This is a genomic window from Constantimarinum furrinae (assembly GCF_014295415.1).
GTDB classification, from domain to species: Bacteria; Bacteroidota; Bacteroidia; order Flavobacteriales; family Flavobacteriaceae; genus Constantimarinum; species Constantimarinum furrinae.
In genome coordinates this window covers 226,909-251,991 of sequence record NZ_CP052909.1, presented here as the reverse complement: position 1 = coordinate 251,991, position 25,083 = coordinate 226,909, and the positions used below count along the sequence as shown (strand labels likewise).

The 25,083-nt window shown below is 39.4% G+C and carries 30 protein-coding genes and 1 tRNA gene; 15 read left to right on the top strand and 16 right to left on the bottom strand.

Going from position 1 to position 25,083, the window contains the following annotated elements:
* Positions 1-15: 15 nt before the first annotated feature.
* The gene (gene rsfS, locus ALE3EI_RS01225; protein ID WP_186990026.1) at positions 16-387 is read right to left on the bottom strand and encodes a ribosome silencing factor; all 372 of its coding nucleotides are present in this window, start codon (positions 385-387) and stop codon (positions 16-18) included.
* Positions 388-472: 85 nt separating this feature from the next.
* On the opposite strand from rsfS, the gene ALE3EI_RS01220 reads away from it, so the two are divergent.
* The gene (locus ALE3EI_RS01220; protein WP_186990024.1) at positions 473-1,204 is read left to right on the top strand and encodes a biotin--[acetyl-CoA-carboxylase] ligase; all 732 of its coding nucleotides are present in this window, start codon (positions 473-475) and stop codon (positions 1,202-1,204) included.
* On the opposite strand, the gene ALE3EI_RS01215 is transcribed toward ALE3EI_RS01220, so the two are convergent.
* Together ALE3EI_RS01215 and pyrE are read right to left on the bottom strand one after the other, a co-directional pair.
* Complete coding sequence (locus tag ALE3EI_RS01215; protein ID WP_186990022.1) at positions 1,198-1,593, bottom strand: SRPBCC family protein; 396 nt, start codon at positions 1,591-1,593, stop codon at positions 1,198-1,200. The genes ALE3EI_RS01220 and ALE3EI_RS01215 overlap by 7 nt on opposite strands.
* Positions 1,594-1,630: 37 nt before the next feature.
* Positions 1,631-2,290, bottom strand: a complete 660-nt coding sequence (gene pyrE, locus ALE3EI_RS01210) for an orotate phosphoribosyltransferase (protein WP_186990019.1) — start codon at positions 2,288-2,290, stop codon at positions 1,631-1,633.
* A 7-nt stretch (positions 2,291-2,297) separates the two neighbouring features.
* Here pyrE and ALE3EI_RS01205 point away from each other — a divergent pair, with 7 nt between their 5' ends.
* A complete protein-coding gene (locus ALE3EI_RS01205) occupies positions 2,298-2,927 on the top strand; it encodes an NUDIX hydrolase (protein ID WP_186990017.1) in 630 nt (209 codons plus the stop codon).
* Here ALE3EI_RS01205 and ALE3EI_RS01200 read toward each other — a convergent pair.
* Positions 2,889-4,556 (bottom strand): M14 family metallopeptidase, encoded by a 1,668-nt coding sequence (locus ALE3EI_RS01200; RefSeq protein ID WP_233279984.1) that lies wholly within the window; start codon positions 4,554-4,556, stop codon positions 2,889-2,891. The genes ALE3EI_RS01205 and ALE3EI_RS01200 overlap by 39 nt on opposite strands.
* Positions 4,557-4,763: 207 nt before the next feature.
* Here ALE3EI_RS01200 and ALE3EI_RS01195 point away from each other — a divergent pair, with 207 nt between their 5' ends.
* Positions 4,764-5,249: a hypothetical protein gene (locus ALE3EI_RS01195; protein WP_186990013.1), complete on the top strand. Its 486-nt coding sequence runs from the start codon at positions 4,764-4,766 to the stop codon at positions 5,247-5,249.
* Positions 5,250-5,510: 261 nt separating this feature from the next.
* Entirely contained in the window at positions 5,511-6,383 is an 873-nt protein-coding gene (locus ALE3EI_RS01190; RefSeq protein ID WP_186990011.1) for a T9SS type A sorting domain-containing protein, read from the top strand.
* A gap of 744 nt (positions 6,384-7,127) precedes the next feature.
* Here ALE3EI_RS01190 and rho read toward each other — a convergent pair.
* Positions 7,128-8,777 carry a transcription termination factor Rho gene (gene rho, locus ALE3EI_RS01185; RefSeq protein WP_186990009.1) on the bottom strand — a complete coding sequence of 550 codons (1,650 nt, stop codon included), beginning with the start codon at positions 8,775-8,777 and terminating at the stop codon, positions 7,128-7,130.
* 199 nt (positions 8,778-8,976) lie between these two features.
* Between rho and ALE3EI_RS01180 the strand changes: the two genes are divergently transcribed.
* Positions 8,977-9,387, top strand: a complete 411-nt coding sequence (locus ALE3EI_RS01180; RefSeq protein WP_186990007.1) for a DUF4293 domain-containing protein — start codon at positions 8,977-8,979, stop codon at positions 9,385-9,387.
* 56 nt (positions 9,388-9,443) lie between these two features.
* Here ALE3EI_RS01180 and ALE3EI_RS01175 read toward each other — a convergent pair whose 3' ends face one another.
* Complete coding sequence (locus ALE3EI_RS01175) at positions 9,444-9,935, bottom strand: metallophosphoesterase family protein (protein ID WP_186990005.1); 492 nt, start codon at positions 9,933-9,935, stop codon at positions 9,444-9,446.
* Positions 9,936-10,040: 105 nt separating this feature from the next.
* Between ALE3EI_RS01175 and truA the strand changes: the two genes are divergently transcribed.
* On the top strand, positions 10,041-10,793 hold the full coding sequence (gene truA / locus ALE3EI_RS01170; RefSeq protein ID WP_186990003.1) for a tRNA pseudouridine(38-40) synthase TruA: 753 nt from the start codon (positions 10,041-10,043) through the stop codon (positions 10,791-10,793).
* 31 nt (positions 10,794-10,824) lie between these two features.
* Positions 10,825-12,588 (top strand): ABC transporter ATP-binding protein, encoded by a 1,764-nt coding sequence (locus tag ALE3EI_RS01165; RefSeq protein WP_394367138.1) that lies wholly within the window; start codon positions 10,825-10,827, stop codon positions 12,586-12,588.
* Here ALE3EI_RS01165 and ALE3EI_RS01160 read toward each other — a convergent pair.
* Genes ALE3EI_RS01160 through folP form a run of 3 tightly spaced genes read right to left on the bottom strand, consistent with a single transcriptional unit; the run spans position 12,552 to position 15,005 of the window.
* The gene (locus ALE3EI_RS01160) at positions 12,552-13,394 is read right to left on the bottom strand and encodes a DUF3667 domain-containing protein (RefSeq protein WP_186990001.1); all 843 of its coding nucleotides are present in this window, start codon (positions 13,392-13,394) and stop codon (positions 12,552-12,554) included. The two genes, ALE3EI_RS01165 and ALE3EI_RS01160, sit on opposite strands and share 37 nt — an antisense overlap.
* A 4-nt stretch (positions 13,395-13,398) precedes the next feature.
* Positions 13,399-14,181 carry a diadenylate cyclase CdaA gene (cdaA, locus tag ALE3EI_RS01155; protein WP_186989999.1) on the bottom strand — a complete coding sequence of 261 codons (783 nt, stop codon included), beginning with the start codon at positions 14,179-14,181 and terminating at the stop codon, positions 13,399-13,401.
* A gap of 44 nt (positions 14,182-14,225) precedes the next feature.
* On the bottom strand, positions 14,226-15,005 hold the full coding sequence (gene folP, locus ALE3EI_RS01150; protein WP_186992245.1) for a dihydropteroate synthase: 780 nt from the start codon (positions 15,003-15,005) through the stop codon (positions 14,226-14,228).
* Between the two features lie 106 nt (positions 15,006-15,111).
* On the opposite strand from folP, the gene ALE3EI_RS01145 reads away from it, so the two are divergent.
* From ALE3EI_RS01145 to ALE3EI_RS01120, 6 genes are all read left to right on the top strand, one after another.
* Positions 15,112-15,648, top strand: coding sequence for a DUF1599 domain-containing protein (locus tag ALE3EI_RS01145; RefSeq protein WP_186989997.1), 537 nt, complete (start codon positions 15,112-15,114; stop codon positions 15,646-15,648).
* Between the two features lie 22 nt (positions 15,649-15,670).
* On the top strand, positions 15,671-16,768 hold the full coding sequence (locus ALE3EI_RS01140) for a BT_3928 family protein (protein WP_186989995.1): 1,098 nt from the start codon (positions 15,671-15,673) through the stop codon (positions 16,766-16,768).
* Position 16,769: 1 nt separating this feature from the next.
* Positions 16,770-17,843, top strand: a complete 1,074-nt coding sequence (locus ALE3EI_RS01135) for an ABC transporter permease (RefSeq protein ID WP_186989993.1) — start codon at positions 16,770-16,772, stop codon at positions 17,841-17,843.
* Between the two features lie 45 nt (positions 17,844-17,888).
* Complete coding sequence (gene tpiA, locus ALE3EI_RS01130; RefSeq protein WP_186989992.1) at positions 17,889-18,647, top strand: triose-phosphate isomerase; 759 nt, start codon at positions 17,889-17,891, stop codon at positions 18,645-18,647.
* Positions 18,648-18,760: 113 nt separating this feature from the next.
* Positions 18,761-19,594, top strand: coding sequence for a 50S ribosomal protein L11 methyltransferase (gene prmA, locus ALE3EI_RS01125; RefSeq protein ID WP_186992243.1), 834 nt, complete (start codon positions 18,761-18,763; stop codon positions 19,592-19,594).
* A 17-nt stretch (positions 19,595-19,611) separates the two neighbouring features.
* Positions 19,612-19,887 (top strand): ATP-dependent Clp protease adaptor ClpS, encoded by a 276-nt coding sequence (locus tag ALE3EI_RS01120; RefSeq protein WP_186989990.1) that lies wholly within the window; start codon positions 19,612-19,614, stop codon positions 19,885-19,887.
* A gap of 30 nt (positions 19,888-19,917) precedes the next feature.
* Here ALE3EI_RS01120 and ALE3EI_RS01115 read toward each other — a convergent pair whose 3' ends face one another.
* The 4 genes from ALE3EI_RS01115 to ALE3EI_RS01100 all read right to left on the bottom strand — a co-directional run bounded on the left by ALE3EI_RS01115 (position 19,918) and on the right by ALE3EI_RS01100 (position 20,663).
* Positions 19,918-20,091, bottom strand: a complete 174-nt coding sequence (locus ALE3EI_RS01115; RefSeq protein WP_186989988.1) for a hypothetical protein — start codon at positions 20,089-20,091, stop codon at positions 19,918-19,920.
* A gap of 12 nt (positions 20,092-20,103) precedes the next feature.
* Entirely contained in the window at positions 20,104-20,259 is a 156-nt protein-coding gene (locus ALE3EI_RS01110) for a hypothetical protein (protein WP_186989986.1), read from the bottom strand.
* 12 nt (positions 20,260-20,271) lie between these two features.
* Positions 20,272-20,550, bottom strand: coding sequence for a HEAT repeat domain-containing protein (locus ALE3EI_RS01105; protein WP_186989984.1), 279 nt, complete (start codon positions 20,548-20,550; stop codon positions 20,272-20,274).
* A 39-nt stretch (positions 20,551-20,589) separates the two neighbouring features.
* Positions 20,590-20,663, bottom strand: a tRNA-Arg gene (locus ALE3EI_RS01100).
* 100 nt (positions 20,664-20,763) lie between these two features.
* On the opposite strand from ALE3EI_RS01100, the gene ALE3EI_RS01095 reads away from it, so the two are divergent.
* Positions 20,764-21,276 carry an adenine phosphoribosyltransferase gene (locus ALE3EI_RS01095; protein WP_186992241.1) on the top strand — a complete coding sequence of 171 codons (513 nt, stop codon included), beginning with the start codon at positions 20,764-20,766 and terminating at the stop codon, positions 21,274-21,276.
* On the opposite strand, the gene ALE3EI_RS01090 is transcribed toward ALE3EI_RS01095, so the two are convergent.
* The 3 genes from ALE3EI_RS01090 to ALE3EI_RS01080 form a co-directional block, all read right to left on the bottom strand.
* Positions 21,273-21,425, bottom strand: a complete 153-nt coding sequence (locus tag ALE3EI_RS01090) for an SsrA-binding protein (protein ID WP_186989982.1) — start codon at positions 21,423-21,425, stop codon at positions 21,273-21,275. The genes ALE3EI_RS01095 and ALE3EI_RS01090 overlap by 4 nt on opposite strands.
* 61 nt (positions 21,426-21,486) lie before the next feature.
* Positions 21,487-23,397, bottom strand: a complete 1,911-nt coding sequence (locus tag ALE3EI_RS01085) for a M56 family metallopeptidase (RefSeq protein WP_186989980.1) — start codon at positions 23,395-23,397, stop codon at positions 21,487-21,489.
* 1 nt (position 23,398) lies between these two features.
* A complete protein-coding gene (locus ALE3EI_RS01080) occupies positions 23,399-23,755 on the bottom strand; it encodes a BlaI/MecI/CopY family transcriptional regulator (protein WP_186989978.1) in 357 nt (118 codons plus the stop codon).
* Between the two features lie 189 nt (positions 23,756-23,944).
* Between ALE3EI_RS01080 and ALE3EI_RS01075 the strand changes: the two genes are divergently transcribed.
* A complete protein-coding gene (locus ALE3EI_RS01075) occupies positions 23,945-24,928 on the top strand; it encodes a calcium/sodium antiporter (RefSeq protein WP_186989976.1) in 984 nt (327 codons plus the stop codon).
* The last annotated feature ends 155 nt before the right edge of the window (positions 24,929-25,083 follow it).

Here is a 25,083-nt window from a genome sequence, read left to right as displayed (position 1 = left end):
TAGGGCTTATTGTTTTTAATACGTTGTTTCTATTTTTACACTTTTGGCATCGCCCCAGAGTCCTTCTATATCATAAAATTCACGAATCTGCTTCTGAAAGACATGCACTACCACATGAACATAATCCATGAGGACCCATTCGGCATTATCACTGCCTTCTATATGCCAGGGCTTTTCTTTAAGGGATTTACTGACTAATTTCTGAACTGAATTCACTATGGCATTTACCTGTGTGTTTGAGGTACCATCACATATAATAAAATAGTCACATACGGTATTTTCTATATCTCGAAGATCAAGTATTTCAATATTCTGACCTTTTACTTCTTCTATTCCTGCTATAATCTGAGTTACAAGTTGATCTGTTTCCGCTTCTTTTTTCGACATTAAAATATTTTATTTGCGCAAAGTTATTACTTTTTTGTTTCTTGAAACACCATAAAGGCGTAACATTAACAGATTCTTAGTTCCATTGAAAATAATCAAAATTAGTGCCACCGAATCCACCAATGACTACTTGAAAGTGCTTTCCAGAGAAAAGGACCTTGAAGACGGTACGATACTGGTTGCTCATGACCAGACTAAGGGTAGGGGGCAACGACAAAATTCATGGGTGTCTAAAGCAGGTGAGAGCCTTACATTCAGCGTCTTAAAGAGGTTTGACGGGTTCCCTGTTTCACAGAAGAGTGCCCTCACTTTTGCCGTTTCCATAGGAATGAAAATTGCACTGGATGAACTACAAATATCTTCAGTTGAAATTAAATGGCCAAACGACATAATGGCAGACGGTAAAAAAGTTGCCGGTATTTTAATAGAAAACAGTCTTTCGGGCCGAAATATACAATCTTCGATCATAGGAATCGGACTCAATGTTAATGAAGAAGAATTTAAAGCGCTTCCACAGGCTACCTCCATGTATCTGAATACAGGTAGGCGTTACGAAATAAATAGGGTTTTGGAGATAGTCGCACAGGAGGTACTCCATCAGTTAAGTTTGATAAAGCCTTCAGGGAATTCAGAATTAAAACAGCATTACGAACACAGCTTATTTCGAAAACACTATATTTCAGTATTTGAAACGGAAACTGGGAAAAAATTCAATGGTAGTATTCGGGGTGTAACTGACCAGGGAGAGTTGCTGGTGGAAACCGAACACGAATCCATACAGCATTTCACCTTTAAAGAAATAAAGTTACACTACTGAATCTGCTCGAGATTACCCGCCAAAGTTTCTAAGAACTTGGTGATGGGCGATTTGATCATCATGGCCATCATCGGGTTAAAATCTCCCTCAAAGACGAGTTCTACCTGTGATGTATTAGCATTTATGGTTTCAATATTAGCGGTGAGTTGAAACGGAATTTTATCACTCAGCGCGCCAAGCATCACTTTGTGGGGTGCTTCCACCTCCTTCACCTCCAGAGCGATCTCGGGCATGCCTTTTAACGCAAAGACAAAGGCATCATCGCGAATGAGTTCGAATTTGGAAATATTATCGGGCATCAACGCTTCAAAATTCTTTACATCACTAAGATACTCGCATAGCGCTTGTGAAGATTTTTGAACAGTGACTTTTTTAGAATTGATTTTCATAACAGATTTTAACGTCGCGATTTATTTTTTTTCAGTCTTACTTCTGAGTTGCCAATTGAGGATCCCAGTTCTCGGGATCTTTATGCCATTTGGAAAGTAATTTTGCTTCCTTAGCATTAATATAGCTCGATTTCTCGGCCTGCTCCAGAAGGTTTTCGTAGTTACTAAGCGTATTCAGGGTAACATCGGCGTCCAAAAAATTCTTTTCAGAAACACTGAAGCCATAAGAAAATATGGCAACCATGCCTTTTACATTAAGATTGGCCTCCTTAAGGGCTTCCACAGCCATCAAGCTGCTCTTTCCCGTACTGATAAGATCTTCCACAACGACCACATTCTGATTTTCCACAACATAGCCCTCTATTTTATTCTGCCGTCCGTGTTTTTTTGCCTCGGGACGCACATAACAAAATGGTAGATTGAGGTAATCCGCTACCAGAGCACCAATGCCAATTGCTCCTGTCGCAACCCCCGCTATACAATCTGGTTTGCCGTATACGGCCTCTAATTGCTTGGCCAATTGCTCTCTTAAATAATTCCGAATCATTGGATATGAGAGGGTTATCCTATTGTCGCAATAGATGGGCGAACGCCATCCTGAGGCCCACGTAAAAGGGTTTTGCGGTTGCAATTTAATTGCATTAATTTGTAATAATAATTCAGCGGTCTTTTGGGCTGTTTGTTTGTCTAAAATCATTTTGCAAATGTATAAAGTTTTTGTCAATGACATTCCAATAATTCTTTCAACTGAGGAAAATATTGGCAAACAGTATACCGCGATTCCGTTAAAGGAAGTCCGACTAAAAAAAATAATCCGAAAGATCAATAATAATGAGCTTACGTATGTAAATCTGTTTCATAAGAATCCTGAAAAGCTGGAACGTTTCCTTCGGAAAAAATTACCCGTAGTTGAAGCTGCAGGAGGGATGGTTTTTAATGATGACAAAGAAATTCTATTCATCCACCGAAATAAGAAATGGGACCTTCCGAAGGGAAAAATAGAAAAAGGAGAAACGCACGAAGAAGCTGCCCTGCGTGAGGTCATTGAAGAAACCGGAGTTAAGGATCTCGAGATCGTGAAATATATGGAAACCACCTATCATATTTTCAGGCGAAACGATAAGTACAAATTAAAGGTGACCTACTGGTATGAAATGCATTCCAATTATAATGGGCCATTAATTCCCGAACCCAGTGAAGGAATTAAAAAAGTAAAGTGGAAGAATTTCGAAAAGTCACAGAAGGCCCTTCAGAATTCTTACGAGAATATAAAACTACTCTTTCCGAAGGAATATTTAACCACCCACCCTAACGACAGGATAACGAAGGTGTGATCTCTCGTAATTGGGAGATTTTTTGTGAATCCAATCCAATTGTGCGTACCAATTTCCTGAAAAAGCAGGGTCCGATGCTTTTTTGTTTTCAAATTCGGCTCTGAGCTGGGGATCGGACGCTAAAAATTCAATGGCCATATCTTCCCAGACATAAGGAGAAAAGCCTTCTTTTTGTTGCAATATGGCATCAAAATAATTCCAGTTAAAGTAGGAATCGGGGGCAGCAGGTTCCAGAGTCTCTAAGATATATCGTATTCCGTTTTGATCTGTTGATACCTTATAGTCACCCTTCCTAACTTCCAGTTGCTCCATTTTGGGAGTTACTTGAGTGCTGTAATGAAGGTAATGCCCCTCATAAGGATTTCCGGTGGTCTTGAAATCCTCAATATAATAGACCTGCGCAGTAACTGTTGTGTCGGTATTCACCATATCGCATTTTATTCCATTTGCCCGAAGTAAATTCACCACGTTGTGATAACCTGCCGGAATGATATAATAGTCGGGTATGGTGACAGAATCCACCGGTTTAAAGTGATCGTAATAGGTCACTTCTTTGGAGAAGGGTTTGTTTCTATCGTATTTTAATCGTTGCGCTCCGGTAAGCTCGCTTGTCACCATGTTCCCTTCATAGCCTTTAAAATCGAGGGTGGTTGTTCGGCTACTGTCTATTTCCCAACGTATGGGGTAAGATGTAGCTGTTTTATATTGTTCGGTAGTTACTTTACGTAATTGTTTTACCACCTCCGCTTCTGCATCTGCTATATCTATAAATTCCTTTAATAAAGCATAGGTTCCTTCCACACGTTGTTTGTAGGGTTTAAGCATATGGGTTTCAATCATCATTCCAAGAGTATTAAATAAGGTGGTATAGCCTGTAGAATATCGCGGACCGTCCAGGAATTGAGAAAAACCACTTTCGGGAGTTCTGTTAAAAACGTTTACGTAAGGAGTGATCTCCCAGGATCGTTTTTGCAAGGAATCCTCAAGTCGGGGCATAAAGGTTAGCTGCAGGTAGCCTCCCAGCTCACCTCCCAGTTTATTGTGTTGCGTAAACAGGTGCGTTAAGGTATACTGATAGTCTGCGCCATTGCTCACATGAGAATCAATGAAGAAATCGGGGTTTACGGTCTGAAAGATATCTATAAATGCCAGGGCGTTTCGGGTATCGGCCTTTATAAAATCTCTGTTTAGGTCATAATTACGTGCATTCCCCCTGAAGCCGTATTCCTTTGGACCATTCTGGTTGGTTCGTGTGCTGCTGTTTCTATTGAGGGCGCCACCTATATTATAGACCGGGATAACCGCAATGATCATATTCTCCGGAGCTGTTATTTTTCCTTCGGCCAGATCGCGAATAAGCATCATGGAAGCATCTATACCGTCACTTTCGCCGGGATGAATTCCATTATTAATAAGGAGTACACTTTTTCGTTCGTTGCCGGAAAATTCAGATTCGAAGGAGCGGTTAGGATTAAAGGTGACCAGATGGAGCGGGTGGCCGCTATCGGTCTTACCCATTTCATACATAGCGACAGCGGTGTGGCCGTCTGCAAGTTGTTCGTAAAAGGAGATCACTTCGTCATACTGAGGAGTTTCGGTGCCGCCCGATTCTTCAAATAAAGTGGTCATTGAACCGGTAATTTTTTCTTTAGAGTCGGAGCACGATAAAAGACTAATTAAGATTGATAAATATATTATTGTTCTCATAAATTGAATATGAATGGGTAGGTAAAAAAGTGACCAGGGTGTTAAAAATATAAATAAACATAAACATTAATTAGTTTTTAATTAAATTTATGCCGCTCCCCTTATTTTATTAACTTAAATTCTTACGCGATGAAAAAAGCACTATTAATCGTAATGGTTGTTGTTTTAGGCTTTTCCGTTTACAGCTTTACAACAAATGATTTGTACCAAACAAAAAGTTTGGAAGAAAAAATTTTAATTAATGAAGACGATTTAATTAAAACTATTATAAACCAAGATTTGAACAAGGAACTTCAAAAGAATTTTGTTCGCTACTTTGACGAAGTAAATTATGTGAACGCTCGTTCTAATGGAGATTTGTATTATTATCAGGTAATTGGAGCTAAAAAAGGCGTAGAGACCTCTATTAATCTAAAAATAGAGAAAATTGATATTGAGAATGAAACGTACACATTTATAGATTTTACCGATATCAAAGTTGATGAGTTTACACAATATTGTTTTAGAGCCATTCCTAATACTACATGTACGCAAGAATGTATTGTACCGCCAGCATTATATTGTGAATCCGTTCTATGTGGTGTATGGAACGGGACTAAATGCATTGAGTATTAGTAAGATTTGCATCTAGTTTATAGAGTGATTATTTTATAGAATATGTAGTTTATTTTGATTGAAAATGTTTTTAAGTAAACATATGATTAATAAAACTACATATTCTTCTAATTTCAATTGCGTTTATTTAATTTAAACTTTCAAAACAAAATAGAAATGTTAAATCTTGGTGACAGTGTAACAATTTAGTAAAATTGTAAAGAAAAATTAATTTGCTTTTCTATATTTGTTACTCAATATTAAACTTTAATTATAATTATTATGAAAAAAATTACTTTATTAATTGTTGCATTATTAGTTGCTACGGTAACTAATGCGCAGATTACATTGTCTCAGAGTGTGGATCCGGTTACTATTGACAGTCCGGGTGTTGCGTGTTGGTCTTCCGGTACAGGCGAGTACCGTGATAATGCCTTTGCAAGAACGTACGACTTGAATTCATTTGGTATTACCGGTGATTTTGAGATCTCTGCGGTTGAATTCGGACAGAGTACTGCCGATGACGGTAAGTCTATGGACATCAACATTTATACTTCAGATTCTGAAGATCTTACTACAGCTACCTTAACTTTGGTTGGAACTACGTCACAAATCGTAACTTCTGCTGGTGACAATACACTTATCACTACTCCATTGGTACAATTGATCCCTGCCGGATCTATTGTAGTGGTTGAAGTATTTGGTCCGGACGAAGGAACTACAGTAAACCAGCGATTCTTCCCAGGATTTAATATGGCTGGTGAAAACAGCACACCTTGGTTAAAATCTAATGGTACAGGTACCGGTGGAGCAAGCACAGGATGTGGTATCGAGTGGACTGATGCGAACACTGTTGTTGCAGGTGCTCCTCAGCCTTACGTGATCAACTTAGTAGGTACTGAGATTCTTGGTGTTGGTGACAACTTATCTGAGTTAGTATCTATCTATCCTAACCCAACAACTACTGTATTGAACGTAGATCTTCCAGGAAATGTGGAAGTCTTGAGCGCTCAGTTGTATGATGTTTTAGGAAAAGATACAGGACTTCAGTTGGTTAATGGTGCGATCAACACTTCAAACCTAAGCAGAGGTGTTTACATCTTGAACCTTAAAACTGACAGAGGAACTTTAACTCAAAAAGTAGTTAAGGAGTAATTATCCTTTGATAGAATTTTAAAAGCCTTCAATGTACATTGAAGGCTTTTTTTATGCTAAGATTTTAATGTTTTTCACGTATCCCGTCACTTTTCAATGCACCTTGTCACACTTTAAACTCGAGGTGTCGATTCACGATTCACAATTTATCCTTCCAATCCTTTGCGTGAAATGACTCACTGCTCATGTGATATATGTACTAAAAATTAGAAAGAATTGTATTAGTTCATTCATTTTTGGCTTGACCCAATTCGTAGATTCACGAACTCTAAAATATTAAATATAAATGTGTGAGTAAAAACGAATCAAAAATTTCAAGAAGCTATAGGAGACTTTTTAGTTTCACTAAAAACCATGTAGCGCTCTTATCGCTTCATGCTTTATTTTTGCTTCGCAAAACGCAGTTCCGATCGAGCGAACATTATTTCTGAATAGCTTCGTTTATTAATATAAATTGGTTTTATACTTATTCTGTAATACGTTGCTTCTATACTCACTTCTTCGAACTTCGAACTTCGAACTTCGAACTTCGGACTTCGGATTTCGGACTTCGGACTTCGGACATCTGACATCCGACTCACCGCTCACTGTTCATCTTTTCCAACATACACTTCTCGATACGTCGGCTGCGCCAGGCAATCGACGTGACCATTCACGATTTACGTCTCACTAACCATCACGATTAGCATAAAAAAATCCCCCGACCTTTCGACCGGGGGATATATATTTTGATTTCTAAATGACTTAACCGTTCATAGAAATGAGGAATTCCTCATTGTTACGGGTTTGTTTAAAGCGCTCGTTTATGAATTCCATGGCTTCTACAGGGTTCATATCGGCAAGATACTTTCGCATCACCCACATTCGCTGTATGGTGTTGTCATCTAATAACAGATCGTCTCTACGCGTACTCGAGGAAGTAAGGTCGATGGCAGGGAATATTCGTCGGTTGGAGATCTTTCGATCCAACTGAAGTTCCATATTACCGGTTCCTTTAAATTCTTCAAAGATCACCTCGTCCATTTTCGATCCGGTTTCAGTAAGTGCCGTGGCTATGATGCTTAGGGAACCACCGTTCTCAATATTACGGGCAGCACCAAAGAATCGTTTAGGTTTATGTAATGCATTTGCATCCACACCACCACTTAATATTTTTCCACTGGCAGGTTGAACCGTATTATATGCTCTTGCCAAACGGGTAATAGAATCCAGAAGGATCACTACATCGTGTCCGCATTCCACCAAACGTTTTGCCTTATCGATCACCAAATTGGCAACCCGAACGTGTTCGGTCGCTTCTTTGTCGAACGTAGAGGCAACCACTTCACCGCTAACATTACGTTGCATATCGGTAACTTCTTCAGGGCGCTCGTCTATAAGCAGAACGATTTGATACACTTCGGGATGATTGGCAGCAATTGCATTGGCAATATCCTTTAAGAGCATCGTCTTACCGGTTTTAGGCTGTGCTACGATCATTCCACGTTGCCCTTTTCCAATGGGAGCGAACAGGTCTATAATACGTGTGGAAATAGTACTTTGTCTTTCGGCTATATTAAATTTTTCCTGCGGAAACAGCGGAGTAAGGTGCTCAAAAGAAACCCGGTCTCTCACGACATTTGGATTGAGGCCGTTTATTTTGTTCACTTTAATAAGCGGAAAGTATTTCTCCCCTTCTTTTGGGGGTCTTACTTCTCCCAGTACTGTATCTCCGGTTTTAAGTCCGAATAACCGTATTTGCGATTGCGAAACATAAATATCGTCTGGAGAAGATAAATAGTTATAATCACTGGATCTTAAGAAACCGTAGCCATCCTGCATGATATCGAGCACACCTTCGCTCTCAATGATACTGTCGAACTCATAATCGGGTTCCTTATAGCGATTGCGATTGTCCTTGTTTCCGTTTTTATTCTGATTGTTGTCACGCTGCCGATTATCCTTTTGGTGTTTCGGTTTATTGTCGGAAGATTTAGGCCGTTGTTTATCATCATCTGCATTGCTTTTTTGATGCGGTTTCTGATGAGGCTTCTGTGACTGTGATTTTTGCTGACCTTTTTGATTGCGATTATCGTTTCTCTGATTCTGATTGCGATTATCTCTTGAAGGTGCTTTAGAGGCCGGAGTATTTTTGTCTGAAGACTTATTCTCGGTTTTTGCTTCCGGTTTAACTTCTTTTTCTTCTGAAGTCTTTTCCGAAGGAGTGGAAGTAGCTGCCGATTTAGTATCTGTAGCAACTGCTTTTACCGCTTTCGGATTTGCTGCCTGATAATCCAATATCTGGTAAACCAGGTCTAGTTTTTTAAGGCTGCGATATTTTGGCACGCCCAACGTTTTAGCAAGTTCCTGAAGTTCAGGCAACTTTTGTGCTTTTAATTCTGAAATTTCGAACATTTAAAATTCTGTATGTTTTAGTGATATAAATAATTACTCCTGAGAAGGATAATTAGTTGAAAATAATTTTTTGAAGACTAAGTAACCTAAATTGAAATGGTTACAGACTGGTACTGCAAGTATACAACAATAAATTAGATTTTGCATTTAAATTTATTAAAAAGAAACAGTATTTTTGCATCTGCCAAACGGTATATTTATGTTACAACGCGTACAAACTGTATATATGATCGTCGCTATGCTGTGCATAGGGGCTCTCTATTTATGGTTTCCGTCTGTAGAAGATGCAGCGGGAATTGCAGTTATTGAACGAAGCGAGCCCTTGGTTTTCGGGCTAATTTTCGCATCCATCGCGCTGGCAGTTATTTCAATTTTAACTTATAAAAAGCGGCAATTACAATTTGTGCTAAACCGCCTGAATATCATATTAAACTTTGTATTACTGGGAGTTTTCGTATACAGATCGCTAACGTTATCCGGAGAGACTTTAGTCTCGGAGAAGGGTATTGGGGTGCTACTTCCTATCATTTCTATCGTTTTTTTAGTGCTGGCCAATAAGGCCATCAAAAGGGATGAGGACCTCGTAAAATCTGTGGATCGGTTGCGTTAAAACTATTGCTTAGTATATTAGTGCAAAACCCTCAAAGGATGCCACCTTTGGGGGTTTTATCTTTTAAATTCAATCACTTCCAATTGCTGAATTTTTCCATTGTCAAGTGCAAATCGCAACATGGTACGCACTTGCTGAAAACCGTGTTTTCCCACAGCTCCGGGATTCATGTGCAATAATTTAAGTTTTTTGTCATTCATGACTTTCAGGATGTGAGAATGGCCCGAAATGAAAAGCATGGGAGGATCGCTTTTTATACGATCTCTAACTTCAGCAGCATACCGTCCCGGATATCCGCCAATGTGGGTGATCCAAACATCTACGCCCTCCAGAGTAAAACGATTGTGAAGTGGAAATTCCATTCTGGCTTTGTTTCCGTCTATATTTCCATAGACCGCACGTAAAGGTTTTCGTTGTTTAATTTGGTCGGTCACTGAAAGATCGCCAATATCTCCGGCATGCCAAACTTCATCGGCCTGTTCGACATGTTTTAGTATGGCTTCATCCATATAACCATGAGTGTCACTAAGGAGCAGTATTTTTTTCAAACTTTTAAAACTGAGATTACACCGCTAAGGTATTACGAATTTTCGGTTTCTAATTGATGCATTTTAAACCCTTAAGTTGTAATTTTGTCTTCTCAAATCATTTTCTTGCGATATTTTATTGAAATAGCTTATAACGGAAAGAACTATCACGGTTGGCAAATTCAGCCGGATGCAATTAGTGTACAGGAGGTTATAGAACGTTCGCTTTCGACCTTACTTCGGAAGGAAATAAAAGTCACCGGAGCGGGGAGAACCGATACCGGAGTACACGCCAAACAACTTTTTGCGCATTTTGACTATGATGAGATCGCCGATGTATCAGCGCTTATTTTCAGACTTAATTCTTTTCTTCCGAAGGATATTTCAGTCTTACATATATATAAAGTACAGGCTGATGCCCATGCGCGATTTGATGCAGTTGAACGGGAGTATCAATATTTTATTGGGTTACAGAAGGATCCTTTCTTGAATGAATTAGTGTATGAGGTTCACTTAGAACCCGATATGGAAACGATGAATCAGGCAGCGAAAATTCTATTTGACCATAAGGATTTTCAATGCTTTTCACGATCAAAAACCGATGTAAAAACGTATCATTGTGTGATCAAAAGCGCTGGCTGGGAGCGGAATGAGGATACGCTGGTATTTACTATTGCGGCCGATCGTTTTTTAAGGAATATGGTAAGGGCTATCGTAGGAACCCTGCTGGAGGTAGGGTATCATAAGATAACGCTGGAGGAATTTCAGAAAATCATAGAACATAAAGACCGAACCAAAGCAGGTGCCTCGGCTCCGGCACATGGCCTATATTTAACCAGAGTCCAATATCCGAAGGACATTTTTTTAGAGAACCAGTAAATAAAAGAAGTACTCACACGTTGAGATAATTATGGCAGACTCAGGTAGAGCATTCGATTTTAAATTATTCAGAAGGCTGTTAAAATTTACCAATGCCTACAAATGGACTTTCTATTTTGTAGCTTTTGCCGCTATAGTAATGTCTGGTCTGGCGGTTTTGCGACCCTATCTCTTACAGGAAGCTATTGACAAATCGATCGTTCCCAAAGATACCGATTCCTTACTCTTCTATATAATTGCCATGGTGGTCGTATTGGTGCTGGAAGTGGTCTTTCAGTTTGCCTTTATTTTCTATGCCAACTGGTTAGGACAAAGTGTGATCAAGGATATAAGGGTAAAGTTGTTTAAACTAATGCTCAGCTTCCGGATGAAATATTTCGATACCAGTGCAGTGGGGCGATTAACCACCCGAGCGGTAAATGATATCGAGACTATTTCAAGTATTTTTAGTCAGGGACTCTTTATGATCATTAGTGATCTCCTAAAGATGCTGGTAATCGTGGCCTTTATGCTGTATACCAGTTGGGAGTTGTCACTTATTGTTTTTGCGATCCTTCCGTTAATTCTATATGCCACTCGCGTGTTTCAGAGAGCTATGAAAGCTGCTTTTGAGGAAGTAAGGAATCAGGTAGCGAATTTAAATTCCTTTGTTCAGGAGCGTATTACCGGAATGAAGATCGTTCAGATCTTTACCCGGGAGGACACCGAATACAAGCATTTCAAGGAAATAAATGAAAAGCATAAAAAAGCCTGGATAAAGACGGTTTGGTATAACTCCATTTTCTTTCCTATTGCCGAAATGTCATCCAGTGTTGCCATTGGTTTAGTTGTATGGTATGGTGGATTAAACGCTTCAGCCGATGGTGCGATCACCCTCGGTATCATTGTCGCTTTCGTAGAGCTTTCTCAAATGTTGTTCCGTCCGTTGCGGCAGATCGCCGACAAGTTCAATACCCTGCAAATGGGGATGGTGGCTGCCAACCGTGTCTTCGGAATACTAGATACTAAATCCCACATATCTGATGAAGGGACAGTTATTCTCGAGCAAACCAACGGATTAATTGCCTTCAAAAATGTAAGATTTGGATATGTAGACAATGAAGAAGTGATAAAGGATATTTCTTTTGAAGTGCAACCCGGACAAACCATTGCCATAGTAGGTGCAACAGGTGCCGGAAAATCGACCATAGTGAATTTACTAAACCGTTTTTATGAAATTAACAGCGGTGAAATTTTGATCGATGGGGTTTCCATAAAGGATTATACGCTATTCTCGCTTCGGAATAATATTGCGATAGTGCTACAAGATGTTTTTCTTTTTGCCGATACCATTCTCAACAATATTACCCTGAACGATCCTTCAATTACCGAAGAAGAGGTAATTGCTGCCGCCAAGGAGATCGGGGTACATAAATTTATTAATTCACTGCCGGGTAAATACCATTATAACGTTAAGGAACGCGGCACCATGTTGTCATCGGGTCAGCGACAATTGATCGCCTTTTTAAGAGCCTATGTGAGCAACCCAAGTATATTGGTATTAGACGAGGCTACTTCTTCGGTGGATACTTATTCCGAAGAAATGATCCAGACTGCCACCGAAAAGATCACCAAAGGCCGTACTTCCATTGTAATCGCTCACAGACTGGCCACTATAAAAAAAGCCGATAGGATCCTTGTTATGGATGCCGGTAAGATCGTTGAAACCGGTACGCATAAGGAATTGCTTAAAAAGCAGGACGGGTATTATCGCAATCTTTACGAGGTCCAGTTTCTTGCTGAGGAGATGACGTAAGATATTCCTCGTTTCGCCTTTTCTACTTCCATAATATTCTGAAATGCATCAGTAAACAATAGCATATAGATAGTCGCGATGATCACGAATATAATATATACAGGGATCAGGACTACTAAAAATAACAGTGTTTTCAGAATAATTTGAATTAAATTGAGCGCAAAAACTCGTTTCAGTACATAGGCAAAAAACAGTATTTGAATTGCCAGACTTGAAATTTGAAAGACATAAGCAGCATCCTCATTGAACTGCGCAACAAATGCGATAAGCGTAATTAAAATTGAGGCTTGAGAATAGGTGTACATATTGAGCACCAGATGCTCGGAGTAATTAAACTTCTTATTCTTCAGAAAAACCAACCTTGACATTCCGGCCAATATAGGAATCATCAAAAAAAAGATAAACGACTGATATTCGATAAAATTCTGATAGAAATCCAATGAGGCTTGCATCTGATTGGGATCATTGCTCATCTTCTCAAATAATTTGCTAAATGTGTCGGGGAAGAATTTCTGGTTGATGTACATATAAAAACCAGAAAGGGTTATGGCGATCGCAAAGTAACTGAGCACGTTCATGTAGCGTTTTCGCGTGCCGGAAATGTAACCGTTGATGACAACTTCGGGTTGTCTGAACAGATCGATAAATGTGCGCAATATCTTATTGTCCCAATTGAGGAATTGCTCACTAAAATCGTCGAAAATATTTCTCAGTGTAAGTCGGTTGTGAATTACTTTTGCCCCGCATTGCTCACAAAATTTGGCAGATTCGGAAAGCGGCGTGTTACAATTTTTGCAGTAAGCCATAGAATTAACTTAGGTCTTTTTCAAGAATAGCTTTTAACTCATCCAAATTTTCAAACAACACAAAATCACCTTCCTTTAAATAGGAGATTTGTCCGTTTTCTTCTGAAACAACCAGGCATAATGCATCTGTCTTTTCGGTAATTCCAATGGCTGCCCGGTGTCGTAATCCGAAACGCTGTGGAATGGACCGATCGTTCGATACCGGCAGAATGACCCGAGTTGCTGTAATTTTATTGCTTTCAATGATCATAGCTCCATCGTGGAGCGTGCTGTTCTTAAAAAAGATGCTTTCTATTAAAGGACGGTTTACTTCGGCGTTCATTTCATCACCCGAATTCTTTACGAAATCCAGGCTGTTGTTTCGTTGAATTACGATAAGCGCGCCGGTTCGGCTATCAGACATGCGGGCACACGCCTTAACGATGGCTTCCACATTAGTGCCAAAACCGGTTTCATCTGAGAAAAAACTGAGTCTTTTTAAGATTCGCCTACGTGCCCTGAAGTTAGTTGATCCCAGCATTAAGAGGAATTTTCTTATTTCCTGCTGAAAGACCACTACCAATGCTACCATCCCAACACCTAAAAAACCCCCAAGGATCTTACTGAGTAATAACATATCTAAAAATACAGTAAGCCTCCAGATTCCATAAATGATCACGATCCCAATAAAAATATTGATTGCTACCGTCCCTTTTATAAGTTTGTAGAGGTAGTATAAAAGTAGTGCCACAAGAACCACATCGATGATGTCAATAACGCGGATTTCTGTAAAATCGAATAATTCCAAGAGTTATGGCTTTTTGTAAAAATAGGTTAAATTAATTAAAAATTTCAGGCATTGGAATTCAACTTCTCATGTAGTTTTACACACTCCACCGCCTCCTTTACATCGTGAACCCGAAGTATGGAAGCCCCTTTTAATAGAGCAACACTGTTAAGGGTAGTGGTGCCGTTTAAAGCTTCTTCAGCATTAGTTTCAAGCGTTTTGTATATCATGGATTTTCGGGATAACCCAACCAAGATCGGGAGTTCTAACATTGCGAAATCTTCAAGATGTTTCAGGAGTGTAAAACTTTGCTGTCGGGTTTTGGCGAAGCCAAAACCCGGATCAGCGATCAGGTCATTAATTCCGGCTTCCCTAGCTTTTGCGATCCGTTCAGAAAAATAAAACAAAACTTCTTTAGTAATATTCGTATAATCCGTTTTATTAGCCATGGTTTGCGGAGTTCCGCGCATATGCATCATCACATAGGGAACTTTTAATGTTGCCACAGTTGGGATCATGGCAGTGTCCAGAATTCCTGCACTTATATCATTAATCATGCAAGCTCCGGAGTCGATAGCTTGTTTGGCTACGCTACTTCGAAACGTATCTACAGAAATATTGACCTTAGGAAATTCTTTTGCAACGGCTTTAATTGCAGGGATGACTCTATGTAGTTCCTCCGTTTCCGAAATATCATCGGCACCCGGTCTAGAGCTGTAACCTCCAAGGTCCAGAAAAGTCGCCCCATGGGACAACATGCGCTCGGCCTGGCTAACTATCTCGCGTTGGGAAACCGTTTTTCCTCCGTCGTAAAATGAATCGGGAGTGCAATTAATGATCCCCATTACTTTAGGAGTGGAAAGGTCAATGAGGGTTCCGTGACAATTGATGGACTTCAATTTTTTAAATTGATTTATTTAAGCGAAATTTACGCAAAATCTTAGAGACCTGATGCCAGATACCTCAAAACAATACGATGCAGTAATAGACGAATGCAGAGCACTGTTTATCAATAAAATGAAAGATTACGGCAGTGCCTGGCGAATCCTCAGACTACCCTCATTAACCGACCAGATCTTTATAAAGGCGCAGCGAATTCGCGGGCTGCAGCAAAATACAGAACGGAAAGTAGATGAAGGAGCGCAAAGTGAATTTATCGGTATTATTAATTATTCGGTGATGGCTTTAATTCAACTTGATAAAGGAGTTGTAGAACAGCCTGATCTTTCTGTAGACGAAGCCTTAGCTTTGTACAACGAGAAAATTGCACTTACACGTCAACTCATGATGGATAAGAATCACGATTACGGAGAAGCATGGCGGGATATGCGGGTGAGCTCATTAACCGATCTCATCCTTCAGAAATTACTGAGGGTAAAACAAATAGAGGATAATAAAGGAAAGACATTGGTTTCGGAAGGTATTGATGCCAATTATCAGGATATGATCAATTACGCCGTTTTTGCAATGATCCATTTATCAGAATAGAGTAATAAAATTTTAGAAGCACATGAAAGTACTAGTTGGAATCTCAAGAATATTTGTAGGAATCTTATTTTTAATCAGCGGGCTCATTAAACTGAATGACCCAATGGGGTTTTCATTTAAACTTCAGGATTACTTCGCCCCCGATGTGCTCAACCTCGAATTTTTAGTGCCCTACGCGCTTGTAATTGCAATTTTTGTTGTGATCTACGAAGTCTTGCTTGGGGTGATGATCATCATTGGCTATGCTAAGAAATTTACCCTTTGGAGTCTGCTTCTCATGATCGTTTTCTTTACATTTCTTACGTTTTATTCGGCTTATTTCAATAAAGTAACCGACTGCGGATGCTTCGGTGATGCGCTAAAACTAACACCATGGGAATCATTTACAAAGGATGTGGTGTTGCTCGTCTTAATTCTGATTCTTTTCTTCGGAAGAAAATACATTCAGCCGTTTTTCACCCGGTTTGCCCGAAGTATCATTATTTTCCTTTCCTTTATTTTTTGCCTTGGAATTACCTATTATGTGCTTCAGCATTTACCTATCATAGACTTCAGACCGTATAAAATTGGAGCCAACATTGAAGAGGGAATGTCTGTTCCTGAAGGTGCTCCAAAACCCATTTTTGAATATGCGTGGAAATTTAATGTGAATGGAGAAGAAAAGATAGTGACAACCAGTGGGGAATATCCACAACAGGAGGGTGAGTTTATAAGTGTTGAAACCACTCAGATCCAGGCCGGATACGAACCGCCTATTCATGATTTCAGTATAGAAATGGGTGAACAGGAATTCACCATACAATATTTAACCGAAGCCAAAGTAATCGTTATAGTTGCTTATAACCGAACCACTACCGAAGAAGAGGCGTATGCCAAAATCCGTGAGATTACCAATAAAGCCTGGGAAAAGGGCTATAAGGTAATTGGACTTTCGGCATCGTCAAGAGAAGTAATGGACGAACTGGAAGCCAAATACGATCTCCAATTCGACTTTTATTTCTGCGACGAGACCACGCTAAAGACCATAGTGCGAAGTAATCCTGGGATCCTGGAATTAAGACGAGGTACAATTACCCAGAAATTGCACTGGAATGATGCAGATGATCTAAAGCTGGAGTAGTGTGGCGCGATACATCCTTCAAAAACTAGGCTATGCATTGCTTACTATTTTAGGAGTAGTCACTGTTATTTTCTTATTGTTTACGATACTTCCCGGGGATCCTGCAAGAATGATGCTGGGGCAGAATGAAAATGCCGAGCAGCTTGCCGTGGTAAAGAAAAAATATGGTTTCGATAAACCGTTGGGAGTTCAGTATTTGTATTATATGAACGATTTGTCTCCCGTCTCTTTTCACAGTGAGGACCCTTCAGATTATACCTATCTTTCAGAAAATAAATACAATGCTACCCCATTGTTTTCGGTTTCCAACACTACCGTGGTTCTCAAACTGCCCTATTTAAGAGAATCTTTTCAGAAGAACGACAAGAAGGTGAGCGCTGTGATCGCCGAAACACTTCCCAACACCTTTGTGTTAGCGGTATCGGCCATAATTATTGCTATTATTCTTGGAATATTTTTAGGGATCATCTCAGTACTTTTTAAAGATGGGTTTATAGATAAAACCATACAATTGATAAGTACTCTGGGGATGAGTGTGCCTTCGTTCTTTAGCGCGATCATTTTTGCGTGGATCTTCGGGTTTCTGCTCCACGAATACACCAATTTGAATATGACTGGTAGTTTATATGAAGTGGATGATATGGGGAACGGAAAATATATACAGTGGAAAAACCTGATCCTTCCTGCCATCGTTCTTGGAATTCGCCCCTTGGCTGTAGTGAGTCAGTTGATGCGAAATTCCCTGCTCGAAGTATTGAGTCAGGATTATATTAGAACGGCTAAAGCAAAAGGCTTGTCATTTTATACCATCATTAAAAGACACGCATTAAAAAACGCTCTAAATCCTGTTGTGACAGCTGTGTCCGGGTGGTTTGCTTCCATGCTTGCAGGTGCTGTTTTCGTGGAATATATCTTTGGTTGGAACGGTTTGGGAAAGGAGATCGTAGATGCGTTGAACACATTGGACCTGCCCGTAATTATGGGTGCCGTTCTGGTAATAGCTACATTGTTCATTATTATCAATATTTTTGTAGATATTATCTATGGATGGCTTGATCCTAAGATCAGTAGTTAGTAAAAAAGCAGGACTTTTGAAAAAGTAAAATTAAAAAAAAGCATTATGAGAAAGAAAATTGTAGCCGGGAACTGGAAAATGAACAATGATCTGGCACAAACCGAATTATTACTGAAAGATCTTAAAAAGCAGATCATCCCGGAAGATGTTGAAGTGATCATCGCCCCACCTTTTACTAACTTGCATCATAGTTTTGTGTCTTTACGGGATCATCCTATAGGGGTGGCTGCACAGAATATGCATCAGTCCAATGAAGGTGCATTCACCGGTGAAATTTCTGCTGCAATGCTGAAAAGTGTAGGAGTGGAAAGTGTGATCTTGGGCCATAGCGAACGTCGTGCATATTTTAAGGAAGATGATGCGTTGTTGGCCGAAAAGGTGAATACCGCTCTTGAACACGAACTGGATGTCATTTTTTGTATCGGAGAGGAGTTGGAAGATAGAAAAAAGGATGGCCATTTTAATGTGATTAAAACACAACTGGAAAACGGGCTGTTCCATATTTCTGAAAATAACTGGAAACAGGTTGTCATTGCTTACGAACCCGTATGGGCTATCGGAACCGGCGAAACCGCCAGTCCGGAGCAGGTCCAGGAAATGCATGAGTATATAAGAAGAATGATTGCCGAGAACTGTGGAAGTGAGTTGGCCGAAAGCGTATCGGTTTTATATGGAGGAAGTGTAAAGCCAGAAAACGCAGGAGAAATATTTAGTCAGAAAGATGTAGACGGAGGATTAATTGGCGGAGCCTCCTTAGACGCCGAAAGTTTTATGGCTATTGTTAATGCGTTTCCAAGACCGTAATTTACTTGTTCAATAATAATTTCTGTTTTTGAATACGCTGAATCTTGTCGTCCTTCCAACTTCAGACTTCGGACTTCGGACCTCCTTCAATTAGAAACAACAAAGAAAGCACTATGTCTCAAAACTATATAGCATATCATTTTACAGTAGCACCTCTTCAACCTGGAAGTGAAATATTGATCGCACAATTGGGATATGCCGGTTTTGAAAGTTTTACAGAAACAGACAACGGACTTACTGCATATATTCAGAAGGCAGCATGGAAAGAGGGTATTTTAGATGATATTCAGATTTTATCTTCGGAAGAATTTAAAATATCGTATACCCGTGAAGAAATTGAACAGGTAAACTGGAATGCCGAATGGGAAAAAAACTTTGAAGCCATAGAGGTGGAAGGAAAATGTGTAGTAAGAGCCCCTTTTCATCCTGAATTTGGTGTTGATTATGAGATCGTAATTGAACCAAAAATGTCTTTCGGGACAGGACATCATGAAACCACTTTTATGATGCTTCAGTTTATACTTGAAAATGAATTCAATGACAAAACGGTATTGGATATGGGTTGTGGTACGGCCGTACTTGCGATACTGGCTAAAATGAGAGGAGCTGATAAAGTGGATGCCATAGATATTGACCCATGGTGTTATGAGAACTCACTGGAAAACACCATGCGAAACGGTTGTGATTCGATATCAGTTATGTTAGGAGATGCGACCGTTATTCCGGAGAAAAAATATGATACGGTTATCGCCAATATTAACCGAAACATTTTATTGAACGACCTGCCTATTTATGGAGAAAGCATGATGGATGGGGGAGAATTATATCTCAGCGGTTTTTATTCTGAAGATTTACCAATTATTACAAATGCCTGCAATAAGTTGGGATTTTCCTTCGTTGAAAAAAAGGAAAAGAATAATTGGATTGCTGCAAAATTTGTAAATTAGAGGACATCTTATTGGTTATGAGTGGAAAAGAAAAAATTCAGGAAGACGTACTATACGCCGAAAAAGAAGCGAAGGAAAATGAGATCATTCTTTATAATGACGATGTAAATACCTTCGATCATGTGATCAACACCTTAATCTATGCCTGTGAACATACGCCTGAGCAGGCCGAACAATGTTCTATTATAGTTCATTATAAAGGTCAGTGTACCGTAAAATCGGGTTCCTTCGAAGAGCTTAAACCTCGTTGTACCATGCTTTTGGAGGCCGGACTAAGTGCGGAGATCCTTTAGTATCGTACCCTAAAAGGAAGTTTTATTGTTTTAAAGTACCTGGCAAAGCTCCGCTTTCACTTCAGGATTACCTCCGGTGTTCCTTTGTGGTCCTTTCTGAAAATGCAATCTTACAATGCTAAACCATTGGTTTTTCAGTTTCTGTTCACCTCCAAAAACCTGTGGTTTTTGACGTTTCCAAAATTGAAAACCTTCCATTTTCATACAGATGGCGCTTTAAACAATCACTACAGGATTACCTCCGGTGTTCCTTTGTGGTCCTTTCTGAAAATGCAATCTTACAATGTCAAACCATTGGTTTTTCAGTTTCTGTTCACCTCCAAAAACCTGTGGTTTTTGACGTTTCCAAAAATGAAAACCTTGCATTTTCATACAGATGGCGCTTTAAACAATCACTACAGGATTGTTCGCTTCGCTCACAACCTGACAAAGCTCCGCTACCACTACAGGATAGTTCGCTTCGCTCACAACCTGACAAAGCTCCGCTTTCACTTCAGGATGGTTCGCTTCGCTCACAACCTGACAAAGCTCCGCTACCACTACAGGATGGTTCGCTTCGCTCACAACCTGACAAAGCTCCGCTTTCACTTCAGGATGGTTCGCTTCGCTCACAACCTGACAAAGCTCCGCTTTGAAAATAGTCCAAACAAAAAAAACGCTCAAGCAAGCTTGGCGTTTTTTTCTTATTGAACTATTTATTCGTGACCTCGACAGGATTCAAACCTGTAACCTTCTGAGCCGTAATCAGATGCGCTATTCAGTTGCGCCACGAGGCCTTATACAAAAATAATCAAAACTTACGTAATAGTCAGGATTATTAAGGGCTGCAAATATATTTCTTTTTACCTTTATAGCAAAGCTGATTTTTAAAAAATGATCGAAATAGAAAAATATATTCGCGATGTTCAGGATTTTCCGAAAAGGGGAGTGGTTTTTAAGGATATTACACCCTTGTTGTCGAACGCAGAAGCAACATCGTACTGTCTGGAACAACTAACCGGCTTTTGTGAAAATATGGCCATCAACAAAGTTGTAGGGATAGAAACGCGCGGATTTTTCTTTGCTACTCTTATGGCCCAAAAGTTAAACGCTGGATTTATCCCTATAAGGAAGCCTGGAAAGCTGCCATTCGATACACTTAAACAACCCTATACGCTGGAATACGGCATGGATACTCTCGAAATTCATGAAGATGCCATTTCAAAAGGAGACAGAGTACTTCTACATGATGATGTACTTGCAACGGGCGGTACGGCAAGGGCCGCCTGCAACCTTATCGAAAAACTGGGTGGCGAAATCGTACAATGCAATTTTTTAATTGAAATTGAATTTTTAAAAGGTGCACAAAAATTAAATAACTACGAAGTGCGATCATTGCTCACCTATTAATCGAGCGCATTTTTTGTTACCCATAACTTATAGCTGAAGATCATAAGCTGAAGTTTCGATGCTTTTGTAAGATCGACACCCTTCTTGGTAAAACTTGGAAGTACAGCCTTATTCAGTTTAGCCAGTTTTTTAAAGATCCACTTTTTCATAATATAAAAATACAAATAAAAAGGCCCCGAAAACGGGGCCCTACATTAACACTTTTATTTTTTAATCCAAAGTTAGACGTATTGGAGAAATAGGTTCGTCATCCGATTTAACATTTGATGAGGTTTCAGAGCCGTTTCCGTCCTTCATTCGCAATTTAATTCCGGTAATCTCACCCCTCGAATTTCGTTTCACATTGCGATACGTAAACGTAATTCCTTTTCCCTCCAGTTTTTCTTTCATCGAAGCCAATTGTGCATCGGTTGTATTCTTTTTAATGACCACACTGTTTCTTCCGGAGGAAGATACATACGAACTTGACGGTGTGTTTTTGGAGATCACATAAACCATTTCATCGTCAACATCTTCGCTAACCTCGTTACCATCTGAATACACCAAAGCGGCATAGCGGTCTTCAAGATCACTGGCACGTGCTACAACCCTATTTTGTGCTTTTACCAGCTTCTTTTCCGTTTCTACCAGCTCAGCGACTTTTGCTCTTCGTACATCTGCCATTTCGTTACGCTTTTTTACGCGTTCTTTTTTCATTTCTTCTATGCGTTCTACACGTTTTTCCATTCGCTCCTTAATCTTTTTTTCACGCTCGATCATACGCTCTTCAGATCCCTCAGCTACAAATCCCGAACGTCCGTCCTCAGATACGAAAAAGTAAAAGTCCTTTATTGGACCATCGTCTTCCACAACATGATAATTCCCATGACCCCCTTTGTTGGTATTATATTCAATCGCAATAGAAATGAGCTCTCCCTTGCTGTTATATTCTAAATTGCTATAGTTGAAGTCAATATTATGCTCCCTTTTAAGCTCTTTTTTGTGAATTTCCAATTCGGCTTTAGTTGTGCTTTTGGTTATGAGAATGTAGACCTCATTAAATGACGTTTCAGCTACAACCTCCTGCTGAATACGCTCATTGTCTTCGGTTTGATTTTCTGAAACCACCGCTACCGTAGTCGGGGTACTATCTTCGCTATTTTGGGTTTCATTAGTTTCTGAAATCGAAGTTTCTTCAGAAGTGATCTCGGGTAATGCATCCATCGATGTGGGTTCGACATTGATATCTTCAGTGACCTCAGTTTCGATGTACTCTATTTTTTCAGAAACATTAAAACTCCATAAGAATACCGCCAGAATTGGTAAAATGATCGCTAATTTCCACAGATCGTACTTTTTTGAATTGCTTTTGTTTAACATAATGATTCGTTTTTTGATGAATGAATGATAAAAATTGTTTGTCAGAGCCGGCGTAGTCAAGGATGATGATGCCTTTACCAACGCCAACTGGTATTGTTTAACCGAAGGAACCTTTTGAGCAGTTTCGCTATCGGCTATATATTCGAGATTTTCTTCAAGACTTACTTTATAAAACCACGAAAACGGATTGGCCCATTGAAGTATTCGCATCAAATTGGCGGCCAGAATATCTATGGTGTGCCACTGGGATGCATGAACTTTTTCATGTTGAAGGATCATGGTAAGATCGTTTTCTTGATGCAAGTCGGGATTAAATACTATATAATTGAAAAAAGAGAAAGGAGCGATCCTTTCTGAAACGTATACATAGGTGAATTTGCCTTTTTTTGCCGTAGGATTTCCTGTGAGTAAAGTGAGTAATGAAATAAGCTGAACGATCAATCTCACGGTCATAACCAAAATCCCAGTGAGGTAACACACAAAAAGAACCTCCCACCAATCTACTGAAAGAGATTCAGATGGAATTACAGCTTGATCTACTGGAGAAAGCACAGAAGTCGCCGATACTACGGTAGAGGGTATTTCAATATAAATAATTTTGGTGTATTCAAAGAGCGGAAGGAGTAAGGCAGCAGTAATACCTCCAAACAAATAATGTCGTTTTGCGGTAAAATGCGTATTCTTCCGAAGCATGACGGCGTAAAACAAATAGAAGATGGTTAAGATTCCAGCCGACTTTAATATATAGTCTAAAAGCTCCATATTATTGTTTGTTTTCTATGATCTCTAAAATTTCTCGGAGTTCCTCTGCACTAATTTTTTCTTCTCTGGCAAAGAAGGACACCATGCTTTTATAGCTGTTATCGAAATAACGCTTGGTGGCTCGATTCATATATTTCTCAGTATATTCTTCCTTGCTGATCACGGGAAAGTACTGGTGGGTGTTTCCAAAGGCCACATGAGAAACATAACCCTTATCTTCCATATTTCTTATTATCGTCGATACGGTATTGTAATGATTGGAATTCCCAAGATCTGCAACTACTTCTTTTACGAAAGCCTTTTCAAGCTTCCAAAGGGATTGCATTACCTCTTCTTCTTTATTTGTTAACTGTTCCATGCTGTATGCTTATAATTCAAATGTAAAACTATTATTTTAGTTATGCAACTATAAAAATAGTTATTTAACTATAACGGACGTTATTGTGATATATTATATAGGAGTAGAATAATAAAAGCGACAACTAAAATAACAAAGGGGTTGATTCACTAGGAGAGGTATAGTATCTTCGCCGCATAATAATTTTGTATGAGCATACTCTTTATCTTTTTAGGGCTTTTGTTGTTGGTAATTGGAGGAGAATTTCTGGTAAGATCATCTGTGGCACTTTCGTTTAAACTTCGATTGTCCAAAATGGTGATCGGATTAACAGTGGTTTCTTTTGCTACTTCCGCTCCGGAATTATTAGTAAGCGTACAGGCAGCGGTAAATGGGTTTAGTGATATCTCTTTAGGAAATGTTATAGGATCTAATATTGCGAATATAGGATTGGTCTTGGGAATAACAGCTGTAATTGCTCCTTTGGCAATAGACAAGGATTTTTATAAATTCAATTGGCCGGTGATGATGCTCCTGTCGGTACTTCTTTATTTTCTTCTGAAAAGTGAAAATGAATTAAGCCGTATGGAAGGCATGGTATTCGTGGTCTTGTTAATGGTCTATCTTTTTCTACTCATTAGACGAGCCCGTAATCAGCGCGAATCTCAACCAACAGACGATGGCATTGACGATGGGCTATCTTTAGCCTCAAATTTTAAAATAGGGATTTGGTTGTTGTTGGGAGGTGCTGCCTTATACGGAGGAAGTGAACTTCTGGTTACCGGAGCTGTCGATCTGGCCACTGCAATGGGTATAAGTGAACGGGTAATTGCAGTTACGATGATCGCCGTAGGGACCAGTGTACCGGAATTGGCGGCTTCTGTGATCGCAGCACTTAAAAAGGAAAAAGCCATTTCATTAGGAAATCTAATCGGATCAAATATTTTTAACATTGCTTCAGTATTAGGGATTACTGCCATTATTAATCCAATTTCCCTAATTGATGAAACTTCCGGTATAATTTCAGCAGATAGCTTGAAAATACTAACCAATGATATTTGGTGGATGATCGGGTTTTCGGCAATATTAATTCCGTTTGCATTTCTTCCGAAGAAATTTACTATAGGAAGGTATAAAGGCATAGTGATCGTAATTGCTTATTGTGCTTTTGTAGGTCTGGCGTTTATCGATTAGCCATCATACCAATAATTCCACCAGTACCCTCCAAAAAATTAGGGTCTATTTAATAAAAAAGACACTTTATTAGGCAATTTTTGTAAAAACACAGGGGGTGTGTTGATAAATAATATAAAATATTTACAACTTTGAATAAAAAAATAGGGGGTGTA